This is a genomic window from Thiohalorhabdus sp., assembly GCF_036628635.1.
Classification (GTDB): domain Bacteria; phylum Pseudomonadota; class Gammaproteobacteria; order Thiohalorhabdales; family Thiohalorhabdaceae; genus Thiohalorhabdus.
Map to the genome: position 1 here is coordinate 171,841 of NZ_JAZKRM010000001.1, position 14,336 is coordinate 186,176.

The following is a 14,336-nucleotide window of genomic DNA, read 5'->3' on the forward strand; positions in this document are numbered from 1 at the left end:
CCCCGGAAGCCGCCTAGTCCGGGAACCGCTCCGGGAGGCGCTGACGCACCCAGCTGTGGGCCTGGGCCAGCACCTCCTCGATAGAGATATCCGTTGTATCAATAACATAAGCGCCCTCTGAAGGGCGCAGCGGTGCCGCATTTCGCTTGGCATCGCGCTCGTCACGGTCGCCAAGTTCCGCTTTTATCCGTTCAAACATAACATCAACCCCCTGATCCCTCAACTGCTCGTAGCGCCGCCGGGCCCGCTCCTCCGGGGTGGCGGTCAAAAACAGCTTGGCCGGGGTATCAGGGAATACCACAGTGCCCATGTCGCGGCCGTCCGCAACCAGGCCCGGCTCCTGGCGAAAATTGTGCTGGAGCTCCAACAGGCCGTCACGCACCGGTTGCATAGCCGCTACGCGGGAGGCCGCCTCGCTGATCTTGCCGCTGCGCAGCTCCGCGGTCACCTCCCAATCGTCCACAAAGACCCGCACCGGTCCTTCCCCGGTGGGCTCGAAACGCACGGCCAAATTCCGGGCCAGGTCGCTCAGATCCTCGGCCCGGATCGGCTCCAGGGGAATATCCCCCTGAACCGCGGCCCAGCCCACGGCGCGGTAAAGGGCGCCACTGTCCAGATAGTGCCAGCCCAGCTCCCGCGCCAGGAGGGTGGCGACCGTGCCCTTGCCGGTCCCGCTAGGGCCGTCGATGGTCACCACCGGGGGTGGATCCCCTTCAGCCATGATTACTGCCCTCCGTAATGGTGGCTACCCGCAGCCCTGCCCTTTCGACCACATCCAGGAAGTCGGGAAAAGAGGTCCGGATGGCCTCGGCCCCCGTCACCTCGATCGGCCCCTCCGCCACCACGGAGGCCACGGCAAAGGCCATGGCCACCCGATGGTCGCCGTGGGCATCCACCTTACCCCCGCTCATGGCGCCCCCATCGATGACGATGCCGTCGGCCAGCGGTTCGGCGGCCACCCCGAGGGCCTGGAGCCCGTAGGCCATGACCTGAATGCGGTCGCTCTCCTTGACCCGCAGCTCCTCGGCCTCCCTCAGCACCGTGCGGCCCTCGGCAGCGGCGGCGGCCACGAACAGCGCCGGAAATTCGTCGATGGCCAGGGGCACCGTCTGCGTCGGAATATTGATGCCGTGCAGGCGGCCGCCACGGACCTCTAGGTCCGCAACCGGCTCGCCGCCCAGGGTGCGCGGATTGGCCTCCCGGATATCGGCGCCCATGGCCCGGAGAATGTCCAGGCCCCCCCGCCGGGTGGGATTGATCCCCACCTCCTCGATGGTGAGCTCGGCCCCCGGGATGATAGCCGCCGCCACCAAGAAGAAGGTGGCAGAGGACAGGTCGCCGGGGATGGCCAGATCCGTACCACCAAGCCGACCACCGCCGTCCAGGCAGACCGTGGCCCCGTCCCGGCTAATGGGATAGCCGAAGGCGGCTAGCATGCGCTCGGTGTGATCCCGGGTCGGGGCCGGCTCGGTGACGCAGGTCTCGCCGTCGGCGTAAAGCCCAGCCAGCATAAGGGCGGACTTCACTTGGGCGGAGGCAACCTCTAGGACATGGTGGCGGCCTTTCAGATCCGGCGCGGGCTCGATGCGCAGAGGCGGCCGGCCGCCCTCCCCTTCGGCCCGGATGCGGGCCCCCATCCGCGTCAGCGGCTCCGCTACCCGGTTCATGGGCCGATTGCGTAGACTGGCATCGCCGGTGAGCACGGTGGGGAAATGCTGGCCGGCTAGGAGCCCGGCCAGAAGCCGCATTGAGGTCCCGGAGTTGCCCATAGCTAGGGGTTCTTCAGGAGGCTGGAGCCCGTCCAAACCCACCCCCGCGATCCGGAGGTTCCCCCCGGTGTCCGGGCCTTCGGTAGCCACTCCCATGCGCCGGAAGGCGGTCAGGGTGGCCAGGCAATCTTCACCGGCCAAAAAGCCGGTTATCCGGGTCTCGCCTTCGGCAAGGGCGCCGAACATGGCCGCGCGGTGAGAGATGGACTTGTCCCCGGCCACCCGGACCCGACCGCATGGGAGGCCGCCGCGGGCCACCAGCCGTTCACCCGCTTGGCTACTCATTCCTGCCTCCGGCCTGACAGACGCCGCCGCACCGCGCGGGCCTCACCGAAATAGGCCTCAAGGGCTTCGCCGTCCCCGCTCTCGATGGCCCGCCTCAGGGTCCTGAGCTGTCGCTCATAACCGTCCAGCATGGCCAAAAGGGGGTCGCGGTTGGCAAGGGCGATATCCCGCCACATGACGGCATCGCTACCGGCGATGCGGGTCAGGTCCCGGAACCCCCCGGCGGCGAAACGCTCCAGGGGGTCCCGCTCGGGCAGCGCGGCAAAGGTCTGGATCAGGGCGTAAGCCAGTATGTGGGGAAGGTGGCTGGTGGCCGCCAGGACCCGATCGTGCTCCCGCGGCGCCATGGTTACCACCTCGCTGCCCACCGCCTGCCACAGGGCGGTTAGCCGCTCCAAGGCCCAGTGCGGGGTGGTCTCGGTGACGGTGACCACGCACAAGGCGCCGCGGAAAAGATCCCCCAGTGCGGCCTCCACGCCGGAGTCTTCGGTGCCGGCGATGGGATGGCCGCCTACAAAGGCCGGCCCCTCCCCCAGCAGGCGCTCGGCTTCGCCCTGCACGGGTGCCTTGACGCTGCCCACGTCAGTGACCAGGGCCCCCGCTTCGATGGAGGGTGCAATTCCGGCCAGCACTTCCCCAAAGCTGCCCACGGGTACGGCCACCACCACCAAGTCGGCCCCGGCCACACCCGCGCCCGGTTCGGATGCCACGCGATCGACGAGCCCCCGCTGCCGGGCCCGGTCGAGGGTAGTAGCATCCGGCTCCACGCCGACCACCTCCCCAGCTAGGCCCCCATGGCGCAAGGCCCATCCCAGGGATCCGCCGATCAGGCCCACCCCGATGATGGCGGCCCGTTGAAATAGAGGGAAATCTTGCACGTTCGAATCCGTGGTTAAGGGCTTAAGAACCGGGAGAGACCAGAAAGGCTTACGGGGAGCTCGCCCGGGGATAGCAACCGAGCACCTTAACGGCCCCGCCCTTGGCCCGAACGCCTTCCAAAGCCTGGCTGACCGCAACGTCGGTGCAGTGCCCCTCCAGATCGAGGAAGAACACATAGTCCCACAGCGCCTCCGGAGCCGGGCGGGAGACGATTTTGGTCAGATTAACGCCTGCCTCGGAAAAGGGCTCCAGCATCCGGAGCAGGCTACCGGGCTGATTCGGCCCGGAAACCAGGACGGAGGTCTTGTCGTGGCCCGAGGGGCCGGCGGCCTCCTTGCCCACCACCACGAAGCGGGTGGTGTTCTCCGGATCGTCCTCGATGCCGGCCGACAGGATGGGCAGGCCATAGTGCTCGGCAGCTGCAGAGCCCGCCACCCCGGCGGCGGTGGGCTGGTTGGCGGCGCGCCGCGCGGCCTCGGCGTTGGAAGGCACCTCCACCCATTCCGCACCGGCCATATGTCGGGTGAGCCACTCAAGGCACTGGGCGCGGGTCTGGGGATGGAGGTAGAGCCGGTGCACGGCCGCCAAGGACTCGGCGTGGCTCATCAGATGGTGCTCAACGCGCATAGCCACTTCGCCGCAGATCTGCAGCGCCGACTGCCGGAGGGCGTCCAGGGTGGCATTTACCGCACCCTCGGTGGAGTTCTCGATGGGCACCACCCCGTAGTCGGCCTTGGCGGCGTCCACCGCCCGGAAGACCTCTCCGATGGTGGCCACGGGCACCTCCTCCACCGCCTGACCGAAATGGACATGCACCGCGGCGTGGGTGAAGGAAGCTTCAGGGCCTAGGTAGGCCACCCGCAGGCGCCGTTCAAGGGCCAGGCAGGTCGACATAATCTCCCGGAAGATGCGGACCATGTCGGCGGCGGGGAAGGGGCCTTGGTTACGCTCGGCAACCCGCTCCAGAATCTGGGCCTCCCGCTCGGGCCGGTAGAAGGGCCTGCCGTTGGCCTCCTTGAGCCGGGCCACCTCCAGGACCTGGGCGGCCCGGCGGTTGATCAGCGCCTGGATCTCCTGGTCCAGGCGGTCGATCTCGGCCCGTAGCTCGGCCTGGCGGGGATCCTCGCCGCTATGGTCGCTGTCCTTTCCGCTCACGTGAGCCTACTCCTCCCGGGCGAAGGGCCGGCTTCCATGGCCTTGCACGAATCGGGCCGGACCTCAAGGGTCCGGCCCGTTCGGGGGCAGGCCCTGTTGGGCATGGGCCGGCTAAAGGATCACTTCCCGAACCTCGAGGACATTCTCCTCCTGCGCGATTCGCTTGAGGACGTCCTGCGGGACCGACTGATCCACGCTGATGAAGGACACTGCCTGACCCTTGGGCGATTCGCGTCCGAGCATGAAGCCCGCGATGTTGACCCCGGCCTCGCCCAGGTCGGTGCCGATGCGACCGATCAGGCCCGGCTCATCGCGATTGGCCATGTAGATCAGACGGCCGTCAGGGACCAACTCCAACTCGACGCCGTCGAGCCCGACTACCCGGGGCGTACCGTGCACCAGGGTGCCGTCGATGGTCCAGGAGCGCTTCTCGGTTCCTAGGGTGACCCGGATACGGCTGGTGAACTCCTCCGCCTGCTTGCGGGTAGTCTCGGACACCTTGATATCGCGCTGCTCGGCCAGCAGGGGCGCGTTAACCAGATTCACCGAGTCCGGCAGGATGGGGTCGAGTACGCCCTTAAGGATGGTGGTGGTGATGGGCTTTTGATTCAGCCCCGAGACCTCGCCGGCATACTCGATATCCACCTTCTTGAGCCCGCCCTGGGCCAGCTGGCCCAAGATGGAGCCCAGCCGCTCGCCCAGGTTGAGGTAGGGCTGCAGCAGGGGCATTTCTTCCTCTTCCACCGAGGGGATGTTCACCGCGTTCTGGATGATGCCCTTGTTGAGGTAGTCGGCGATCTGCTCGGCCACTTGGACCGCTACGTTGACCTGGGCTTCCTCGGTGGAGGCGCCCAGGTGCGGCGTGCCGATGAAATTGTCGTGGCGCAGCAGGGGGTGGTCCTCGCCGACCGGCTCTTCCTCGAACACGTCCAGGGCGGCGCCGCGGATCTTGCCCTCGGTCAGGGCCCGATCCAGGGCGTTCTCGTCCACCACCCCCCCACGCGAGGCATTCACCAGGATGGCGCCTTCCTTCATCCGGTCGAAGGCGGCATCGTCCACCATGTGCTTAGTGGCGTTGGTCAGGGGCGTGTGGATGGTCATGAAATCGGCACGTTGGTACAGGTCATCCAGCTCCACCGGCTCCACGCCCAGGTCGTCGGCGCGCTCTTTGGAGATAAAGGGATCGTAGGCGATGACCCGCATCTTCAGGCCGTGGGCCCGCTCGATAACCAGGGAGCCAATATTGCCGGTGCCGATGACGCCGAGGGTCTTCTGGTAGAGCTCGACACCGCCCCATTTGCTCTTCTCCCACCGGCCTTCCTTCATCGAGGCGGAGGCCTGGGGAACATTGCGGGCGGCGGAGACCATGAGGGACAGGGCGTGCTCGGCGGTGGTCACGGTGTTGCCCAGGGGCGTGTTCATGACGATCACGCCCTTCTGGGAAGCCGTCGGGATGTCGACGTTGTCGACACCGATACCGGCACGGCCGATCACCTTGAGATTGTCGCCGGCCTCGATAATCTCCCTGGTGGCCTTGGTGGCCGACCGGATGGCGAGGCCGTCGTACTCGCCGATGATCGCGGCGAGCTCGTCGGGGGAGAGGCCGGTCTTAACGTCCACTTCGAGGCCGTGCTCCTGGAACACGGCCTCGGCTCGAGGCGACATCTTGTCGCTGATCAAAACCTTGGGCATGGGGCTGGCTACCTTTCTCCGGGGAATTCAGTACGGGGCGGTCAGGCGTTGCGCTTCTCAAACTCATGCATGAATTCGATCAGGGCATCGACGCCTTCTTCGGGCATGGCGTTGTAGATGGAAGCGCGCATGCCGCCCACGGAACGGTGGCCCTTGAGTGTGGACAGGCCCTGCGCGGCCGCCTCGTCGAGGAAGGTGGCGTCGAGGTCGGGCTTGACCAGGGTAAAGGGCACGTTCATGTAGCTGCGATCTTCGGGGGTCACCGGGGACTGGTAGAAGTCGCTGCCGTCGATGGCGCGGTAGAGCTTGTTCGCCTTGCGCTGGTTGGTCCCCGCCATGGCCGAAAGGCCGCCGTTCTCCTTGAGCCACTGGAACACCAAGCCGGCAATGTAGATGCCGTAAGTGGGCGGGGTGTTGTACATGGACCCGCTGTCGGCGTGGGTCTTGTAGTCCAGCATGGTCGGGCACCAGTCCTCCGCGTGGCCCACCAGGTCGTCTCGCACGATGATGATGGTCAGCCCGCTGGGGCCGATGTTCTTCTGGGCCCCGGCGTAGATGACGCCGAACCGGGAGACGTCGATGGGCCGCGACAGGATGTCGGAGGACATGTCGGCCACCAGCGGCACATCCCCGGTATCCGGGGTGTAGTGGAACTCGGTGCCGAAGATGGTGTTGTTGGTGGTCATGTGGCAGTAGGCCGCGCTCGGATCGAGGTCCAGCTGACCCTGCTTGGGGATCCAGGTGAAGTTCTCGTTCTCGGCGGTGGCGGCCACATTCACGTCGCAGTAGCGCTTGACCTCGCCGATGGCTTTCTTGGACCAGCTGCCGGTGTTGATGTAGTCGGCCTTGCCCTTGTCGCGCAGGAGGTTGAACGGCACCGCGGCGAACTGGCTGCTGGCCCCGCCCTGCAGGAACAGGACGTGGTAGTTGTCCGGGATGGCCATCAATTCGCGGAGATCGGCCTCGGCGTGATCGATGATGGACTGGAACTCCGGGCCCCGATGACTCATCTCCATCACCGACATGCCCGAGCCATGCCAGTCCAGGATCTCCTCACCGGCCTTGCGTAGCACCGGTTCGGGGAGCATGGCGGGACCGGCGCTGAAATTGAATACTCGGCTCATCGACCTCTCCGCGAAATGAATGAAAGCAGGCATTCTACCGGAAAACCGGCTTTCGTTTAAGCCACCGGCCGTGGGTGGCTCACTCACCCGCCTCCGTCTCGGCTCCGGACTCTTCGACCAGCTCGGCCCCGACCACTTGTTCCTGCTTGGCCAGATCAATCAGGCGCACGCCCTGGGTGTTCCGACCCTGCCGTGAGATGCCCTCCACCGGGGTCCGGATAAGCGTGCCCTGGGAGGTCACCAGCATGACCTCCTGGTCCGGTTGGACCAGGCGCAGGCTGACCACATCGCCGTTGCGCTGGGAGGTCTGGATGGTCCGCACGCCCTGACCGCCCCGGCTCTGGATCCGGTATTCGTCGAGTTCGGTGCGCTTGCCGTAGCCGTTGGCGGTTACGGTCAGGACCTCCCACCCGGGACGCACCACCTGCAGGGCGATCAGGCGGTCTTCCCGCTCCATGGCGATGCCGCGCACGCCCCGGGCGGTGCGGCCCATGATGCGCACATCCTGCTCGGGGAAGCGGATGGCCTTGCCGCTGCTGGTGCCCATCAAAAGCTCTTCGTCGCCGCTGGTGATGCGCGAGCCCACCAGCGATTCGCCGGCGTCCAGCTTGATGGCGATGATGCCGGCCTTACGCGGCCGCGAGAAGTCCATCAAATCCACCCGCTTGACCACGCCCTGGGAGGTGGCCATTACCACATAGCGGCCCTCCTCGAACCGGTCCACCGGCAGCACCGTGGTAATGCGCTCGTCCTTGCCCAGGGGGAGCAGGTTGACGATGGCTTTGCCGCGGGCGGTGCGGCCAGCCTCGGGCAGCTCGTAGACCTTGAGCCAGTAGACCTTGCCGGCGTCGGAGAAACACAGCACGTACTGGTGTGTGGAGGCCACGAACAGCCGCTCCACGAAGTCCTCGGCGTCGCGGGTGGCCGTGGCCGCTTTGCCCTTGCCGCCGCGGCGCTGGGCCCGATAGCCCGACAGCGGCTGGCGCTTGATGTAGCCCGCGCGGGTAAGAGTGACCACCATGTCCTCCTCGGCCACCAGATCCTCCAGGGTCAGCTCCGTGGCCTCTTCCTGGATTTCCGTGCGGCGGGCGTCTGCGAAGCGCTCCTTGATCTCCACGAGCTCCTCGCGAATCACGCGCATCAGCCGGGTCTCCGAACGCAGGATGTCGAGCAGGTCGTCGATCTTGTCCAGAATCTCCTCGAACTCCGAGATGACCTTGTCCCGCTCCAAACCGGTAAGGCGGTGCAGGCGCATGTCCAAGATGGACTGGGCCTGTTCCGGGGACAGGCGGTAACCGCCGGCTACCAGACCCAGACCCTCCTCGTTGCGGACGCCACCCGACTTGGCCGCACGCTCCACTAGGTGCTCCACGCCGCCGGGCTCCCATACCTCCGCCTGCAGGCGCTCCTTGGCCGTACCCGGGTCCGGGGACTGGCGGATCAGGTCGATCACCGGATCCAGATTGGCCAGTGCCACGGCTAGGCCCTCCAGGGTGTGGGCGCGCCTACGAGCCTGGCGCAGGTCATAGAGGGTGCGCCGGGTGACCACCTCGCGGCGGTGGAGGATGAACGCCTCCAGCGCCTGCTTGAGATTGAGGGTCTTGGGCTGCCCCTGATCGAGGGCGATCACAGTAATGCCGAACACCGACTCCACCTGGGTCTGTTTGTACAGGTTGTTGAGGACGATCTCCGGCTCTTCGCCGCGCTTGATCTCGATGACGACTCGGATACCCTCCTTGTCCGACTCGTCGCGCAGATCGGCGATGCCGTCGATCTTCTTGTCCCGCACTAGCTCGGCGATCTTCTCCACCAGCCGGGCCTTGTTCACCTGGTAGGGCAGCTCGTGGACCACCAGTCTCGAACGGCCCTTCTTGTCGGACTCGGTGCGCACCCGCCCGCGGATGCGGATGGAGCCGCGCCCGGTGCGGTAGGCCTGGCGGATGCCGCTGTAACCGTTGATGATACCGGCGGTGGGGAAATCCGGGCCCAGGATGTGGCCCATGAGATCCTCTACCGAGGTCTCGGGCTCGTCGATCAGGGCCAGGCAGCCGTCGATCACCTCGCCCAGGTTATGGGGCGGGATGTTGGTGGCCATGCCCACGGCGATGCCGGCGGCGCCATTGACCAGCAGGTTGGGCACACGCGAGGGCAGCACCACCGGCTCGGTCTCGGCCCCGTCGTAGTTGGGGACGAAATCCACCGTCTCCCGGTCGATATCGGTGAGCAGCTCGTGGGATAGCCGCGCCATGCGCACCTCGGTGTAGCGCATGGCGGCGGCGTTGTCGCCATCGATGGAGCCGAAATTGCCCTGGCCATCCACCAGCGGATAGCGCATGGTGAAGTCTTGGGCTAGGCGCACGATGGTGTCGTAGACGGCGGCGTCGCCGTGGGGGTGGTACTTACCGATGACGTCGCCGACCACGCGGGCCGATTTCTTGTAGGGCTTGTTCCAGTCGTTGTTGAGGGTGTGCTGGGCGTAAAGCACCCGCCGGTGCACCGGTTTGAGGCCGTCGCGCACATCCGGGAGCGCCCGTCCCACGATCACGCTCATGGCATAATCGAGGTACGACTGGCGCATCTCCTCCTCGAGGTTAACCGGCAGCATTTCCTTGGCGAAATCGGCCATGGGAAGCCCAACCCTCTACTTGGATCCAAAAAACCTATGCTAACCGGCCCCGTCGAAAGGGTCAATAAACCTCGCTTTCTTGGGCTTTTTTGGCGCTTGAGCCCTTCGTTTAACGCAATTACCATTTTCCCTTTCCCGGACCCCGGCGGGAATCCCGTCCCACGGGGACCGGCTTGGCCCGGAGGATCCCTCGGGGTTATGCTTTATTGGCTAGGCCGCAACCACTCAGGGGAGAGACGCCATGAAGGAAAATGTGGGTAACACCGATATGGCCATCCGGATCATCGTGGGCATCGTGCTGCTCGCCTTTGCCGTGATCGAGCCCGCCGCCAACTGGTGGGGCTGGATCGGACTGATCCCGTTGGTCACCGGCATCTTCCGTCGCTGCCCGGCCTACTATCTGATCGGCACCGACACCTGCGGCACCGCCAAGCAGGGCTGACCGAGGCCGGGTCGGCCGGCGGCCCGCCGCCGGCCGAGATCCTGTTATCCTTTGCGGCGCCTCCCCGACCGGCTATCCTGAGGCACCGGTTACCCGCCGACTCCCTAAGGCAGCCCAGGAGCCCCGCCATGCCCGCCGTGGACTCGGGAGAGATCGCCAAGTTCGAGCAGCTGGCCGCCCGCTGGTGGGATCCGGAAGGCGAGTTCAAGCCCCTCCACCGCATCCAGCCCCTACGCCTGGACTACATCCGTTCGGTGGTGGACCTGACCGGCAAGTGCGTGCTCGACGTGGGCTGCGGCGGCGGCCTGCTGAGCGAAGGCCTGGCCCAATCGGGGGCCGAGGTCACCGGCCTGGAACCCGGCGAGGGCGCGGTGGCAGCCGCCCGGACCCACCTTCGGGTGAGCGGCCTGGACATCGATTATCGCCAGGTCGGAGTCGGCGACTTCCTCGCCGAGGGTCCTGAGCCCTTCGACGTGATCACCTGCATGGAGGTGCTCGAGCACGTTCCCGACCCGAGCGAGCTGATCGATCAGTGCGCCAATCTGCTGCGCCCCGGCGGCCTGATGTTCGTGGCAACCCTCAACCGCACCCTGCGGTCCTACGCTATGGCCATCCTGGGCGCCGAATACATCCTGGGCTGGCTGCCACGGGGGACCCACGACTGGGATCGCTTCATCACTCCGGGCGAGATGGGCGACCATCTGCGCCACGCCGGGCTGGTCCCCCGTGAGTTCCGCGGCATGATCTACAACCCCCTGACCAACAGCTTCCACCTGGGCCGCGACGTGGCCGTCAACTATCTCGGCTACGCCGAAAAGCTCCGTCCCTAACCGCCATGAATCCCGATCTCCAGCGCCTGAATCCCTACCCCTTCACCCGCTTGCGTGACCTGTTCGAGGGGATCGAGCAGCCAGGCCATCGCGAGCCTGTCAACCTGGGCATCGGCGAGCCCAAGCAGGCACCGCCGGACTTCGTCCTCGACGCCATCCACGCCAACCGGGCGGATTTCGCCCGCTATCCCCTGACCGGCGGCACCGCCGAGCTCCAGGCCGCCTGCGCCGACTGGGCCACCCGCCGCTTCGGCCTCGACGATGGGGCCTTGGAGCCCGGGCGCAACGTCATCCCGGTCAACGGCACCCGTGAGGCCCTGTTCGGCATCGCCCAGGCCGTGGTCGGGGGCAAGGACAGCCCCGCTGTGGCCACGCCCAATCCCCTGTACCAGATCTACGAGGGCGCCGCCTTCATGGCCGGCGCCGAGCCGGTCTACGTAGCGGCCGGGGGCGCCGGCGCCCTGCCCGATTTTACCGCCCTGCCGGAAGCCACCCTGCGGCGCCTGGAGCTGGTCTATGTGGGCTCGCCGGCCAACCCAACCGGCGGGGTCATGGACGAGGCCGGCTACCGCGACCTGTTCGCCCTGGCCGACGCCTACGATTTCGTCATCGCCGCCGACGAGTGCTATTCGGAGATCTATCCGGACGAGCGCCGACCCCCAACGGGCATCCTGGAGGCCGCCCGCAACGCCGGGCGCACGGGTTTCGAGCGCTGCCTGGCCTTCCACAGCCTTTCCAAGCGCTCCAATCTGCCGGGTCTGCGCTCCGGGTTCGTGGCCGGGGACCCCGAGATCATCGAGCGCTTCCTAAGGCTGCGCACCTACCAGGGCAACGCCAGCCCCCTGCCCCTCCAGGCAGGGGCGGCCGCGGCCTGGGGCGAGGAGGCCCACGTCCGCGCCAACCGCGCCGCCTACCGCGAGCGCTTCGCCGCCGTGCTGGAGGTGCTGGGCCCGGTGCTAGAGGTGGCCGAACCCGACGGCGGCTTCTACCTGTGGCCGCGGGTACCCGGCGGCGGCGAGGCCTTCGCCCGGGAGCTCTACGCCCGCGAGGGCATTACGGTCCTCCCCGGCGCCTACCTGGGCCGCGACACCGGCAACGGCAATCCGGCCACCGACCGTGTGCGGATCGCACTTGTCGACGAGCTGGAGCGTTGCGTGGATGCGGCGTGGCGGATGCGGCGGGTGGTGGAAGAGTTTTAAGTGGTTAAGTATTAAGTAGTTAAGCCCAAAACCGCCGAGCTTAGCGGCGATTCGCCTTTACTTAATACTTAATTACTTCCAACTTAATGCTGCTTTTTTAGGAGCCGACCATGGAAGAGCTGAAACAGACCATCGAGGCGGCCTTCGAGCGCCGCGCCGAGATCAATCCCGATAACGTCGATCCCGAGACCTTCCGGGCCGTCGAGAAAGCCATCGGCCTGCTCGACCGGGGTGAGGCCCGGGTCGCTGAGAAGTCGGGCGACGACTGGGCGGTAAACGAGTGGCTAAAGAAGGCCGTCCTGGTCTCCTTCCGCGTCTATTCCAACCGCGTCATGCGCGGCGGTGAGACCCACTACTACGACAAGGTGCCGCTCAAGTACGCCGAGTACGGCCAGTCCGACTTTGAGGCCCAGGGCGCCCGCGTGGTGCCCCCGGCGGCCGTGCGCCGCGGCACCTACGTTGCGCCCTCGGCGGTGCTCATGCCCTCCTACTGCAATATCGGCGCCTACGTGGACGAGGGCACCATGGTCGACACTTGGGCCACCGTCGGCTCCTGCGCCCAGATCGGCAAGAACGTCCACATCTCCGGCGGCGCGGGCATTGGCGGCGTCCTGGAACCGTTGCAGGCCAATCCGGTGATCATCGAGGACGAGGTATTCATCGGGGCCCGCTCCGAGGTGGCCGAAGGGGTCATCGTGGAGGAGGGTTCGGTGCTGTCCATGGGGGTGTTCCTGGGCCAGTCCACCCGCATCCTTCACCGAGAGACCGGCGAGGTGATCAAGGGCCGCGTGCCGGCCAACTCCGTGGTGGTCCCGGGGACCATGCCCGCCTCCGACGCCAGCCACAGCCTGTACTGTGCGGTGATCGTCAAGCAGGTTGACGCCGGCACGCGGGCCAAGACCTCGGTCAACGAGCTGCTGCGGGACGCCTGAGGTGACCAGCGCCGTTACCCAGCTCACCAGCGACCTCATCGCCATCCCCTCGGTAACACCCGACGACGGGGCCGGCCAGACGCCCCTGCGCGACCGCCTAGCCCCGTTGGGATTCCACCTGGAGGCCATGGGCGAGGCGGACGTGGCCAATCTTTACGCCCGCTTCGGCAGTGAGGGGCCGGTGTTGGCCTTCGCCGGCCATACCGACGTGGTACCCACGGGCAACCAAGCGGACTGGACCCATCCGCCCTTCGCCCCCACCGTCTCGGAAGGCTATCTCTACGGCCGCGGGGCTGCAGACATGAAAGGCTCCATCGCCGCCTTCACGGTGGCTGTGGAGCACTTCCTGGCCCGCCACCCCGAGCCCAGGGGTTCCATCGCCCTGCTGATCACCGGCGACGAGGAAGGCCCCGCCACCCACGGCACCCCAGTGATGGTGCGCCGCCTGGCCGAGCGCGGCGAAATGCCCGACTACTGCCTGGTGGGCGAGCCCTCCTGCAGCGGGCAGTTGGGCGACACCGTGAAGAACGGCCGGCGGGGATCGCTGACCGGCGAGCTCACGGTGCTGGGCACCCAGGGCCACGTGGCCTATCCCAACAAGGCCGCCAACCCCGTCCACCATGCCCTGCCCGCCCTCCAGGAGCTGGTGGCCACCGAATGGGACGCCGGCAACACCTACTTCCCGCCCACCAGCTTCCAGATCCCCAACGTCCGGGCCGGAACCGGGGCCCACAACGTCATCCCCGGTACTCTGGAGGTGCAGTTCAACTTCCGTTACGCCACCGAGCGCACCCGAGACGACCTGGAAGCGCAGGTGCGGGAGATCCTGGACCGTCACCGTCTCCGGTACGAGCTGACTTGGCACCACAGCGGCGCCCCCTTCCTCACCGAGCCCGGCCCCCTGGTCAACGCCCTCACCGAGAGCATCCGGGAGGCCACCGGCCTGGATACCCACCTGTCCACCGGCGGCGGCACCTCCGACGGCCGCTTCATCGCCCCCTACGGGGTCCAGGTGGCCGAGTTCGGCCCCCTTAACGACACCATCCACCAGGTGGACGAGCGGGTTGCAACGGCAGATCTGGAACAGCTGGCGGGGATCTATGAGGGGGTGCTGGAGGGGTTGCTGGGGGGGGATGGGGGTTAGCTTCGATCGGAGACTGAGGGACGGTCAACAAGTGCTCAGTTTGAAGTGCTCAGTAACGGCAACGACCCCCCGCTCGGGGGATGGCACTTAGATGGAGACGGGAACTTTTGGGCAACCTGGCTCTAATACGCTGAACGCTGAACGCTGAACGCTGAACGCTGAACGCTGAACGCTGAACGCTGAACGCTGAACGCTGAACGCTGAACGCTGAACGCTGAACGCTGAACGCTGAACGCTGAACGCTGAACGCTGAACGCTG

The 14,336-nt window shown here is 66.6% G+C and carries 12 protein-coding genes; 5 read left to right on the forward strand and 7 right to left on the reverse strand.

Annotated features, from left to right (window positions below):
• Nucleotides 1-13: 13 nt before the first annotated feature.
• The 7 genes from cmk to gyrA form a co-directional block, all read right to left on the reverse strand.
• The gene (cmk, locus tag V5A19_RS00865; protein WP_332317877.1) at nucleotides 14-721 is read right to left on the reverse strand and encodes a (d)CMP kinase; all 708 of its coding nucleotides are present in this window, start codon (nucleotides 719-721) and stop codon (nucleotides 14-16) included.
• Nucleotides 714-2,054, reverse strand: a complete 1,341-nt coding sequence (gene aroA / locus V5A19_RS00870) for a 3-phosphoshikimate 1-carboxyvinyltransferase (protein WP_332317878.1) — start codon at nucleotides 2,052-2,054, stop codon at nucleotides 714-716. The genes cmk and aroA overlap by 8 nt, the downstream gene beginning before the upstream one ends.
• Nucleotides 2,051-2,932 (reverse strand): prephenate dehydrogenase, encoded by an 882-nt coding sequence (locus tag V5A19_RS00875; RefSeq protein WP_332317879.1) that lies wholly within the window; start codon nucleotides 2,930-2,932, stop codon nucleotides 2,051-2,053. Before V5A19_RS00875 ends, aroA begins: the two co-directional genes overlap by 4 nt.
• A gap of 49 nt (nucleotides 2,933-2,981) precedes the next feature.
• Entirely contained in the window at nucleotides 2,982-4,088 is a 1,107-nt protein-coding gene (gene pheA, locus V5A19_RS00880; protein WP_332317880.1) for a prephenate dehydratase, read from the reverse strand.
• Between the two features lie 111 nt (nucleotides 4,089-4,199).
• Complete coding sequence (gene serA / locus V5A19_RS00885; protein ID WP_332317881.1) at nucleotides 4,200-5,780, reverse strand: phosphoglycerate dehydrogenase; 1,581 nt, start codon at nucleotides 5,778-5,780, stop codon at nucleotides 4,200-4,202.
• Nucleotides 5,781-5,821: 41 nt separating this feature from the next.
• Complete coding sequence (gene serC / locus V5A19_RS00890; protein WP_332317882.1) at nucleotides 5,822-6,904, reverse strand: 3-phosphoserine/phosphohydroxythreonine transaminase; 1,083 nt, start codon at nucleotides 6,902-6,904, stop codon at nucleotides 5,822-5,824.
• A 79-nt stretch (nucleotides 6,905-6,983) separates the two neighbouring features.
• Nucleotides 6,984-9,530 carry a DNA gyrase subunit A gene (gene gyrA / locus V5A19_RS00895; protein WP_332317883.1) on the reverse strand — a complete coding sequence of 849 codons (2,547 nt, stop codon included), beginning with the start codon at nucleotides 9,528-9,530 and terminating at the stop codon, nucleotides 6,984-6,986.
• 241 nt (nucleotides 9,531-9,771) lie between these two features.
• Between gyrA and V5A19_RS00900 the strand changes: the two genes are divergently transcribed.
• The 5 genes from V5A19_RS00900 to dapE all read left to right on the forward strand — a co-directional run bounded on the left by V5A19_RS00900 (nucleotide 9,772) and on the right by dapE (nucleotide 14,077).
• Nucleotides 9,772-9,972: a YgaP family membrane protein gene (locus tag V5A19_RS00900; RefSeq protein ID WP_332317884.1), complete on the forward strand. Its 201-nt coding sequence runs from the start codon at nucleotides 9,772-9,774 to the stop codon at nucleotides 9,970-9,972.
• Between the two features lie 128 nt (nucleotides 9,973-10,100).
• On the forward strand, nucleotides 10,101-10,802 hold the full coding sequence (gene ubiG, locus V5A19_RS00905; RefSeq protein ID WP_332317885.1) for a bifunctional 2-polyprenyl-6-hydroxyphenol methylase/3-demethylubiquinol 3-O-methyltransferase UbiG: 702 nt from the start codon (nucleotides 10,101-10,103) through the stop codon (nucleotides 10,800-10,802).
• Between the two features lie 5 nt (nucleotides 10,803-10,807).
• Nucleotides 10,808-12,001, forward strand: a complete 1,194-nt coding sequence (gene dapC / locus V5A19_RS00910) for a succinyldiaminopimelate transaminase (RefSeq protein WP_332317886.1) — start codon at nucleotides 10,808-10,810, stop codon at nucleotides 11,999-12,001.
• Between the two features lie 110 nt (nucleotides 12,002-12,111).
• The gene (gene dapD, locus V5A19_RS00915; protein ID WP_332317887.1) at nucleotides 12,112-12,933 is read left to right on the forward strand and encodes a 2,3,4,5-tetrahydropyridine-2,6-dicarboxylate N-succinyltransferase; all 822 of its coding nucleotides are present in this window, start codon (nucleotides 12,112-12,114) and stop codon (nucleotides 12,931-12,933) included.
• Between the two features lies 1 nt (nucleotide 12,934).
• Nucleotides 12,935-14,077: a succinyl-diaminopimelate desuccinylase gene (gene dapE / locus V5A19_RS00920; RefSeq protein WP_332317888.1), complete on the forward strand. Its 1,143-nt coding sequence runs from the start codon at nucleotides 12,935-12,937 to the stop codon at nucleotides 14,075-14,077.
• The last annotated feature ends 259 nt before the right edge of the window (nucleotides 14,078-14,336 follow it).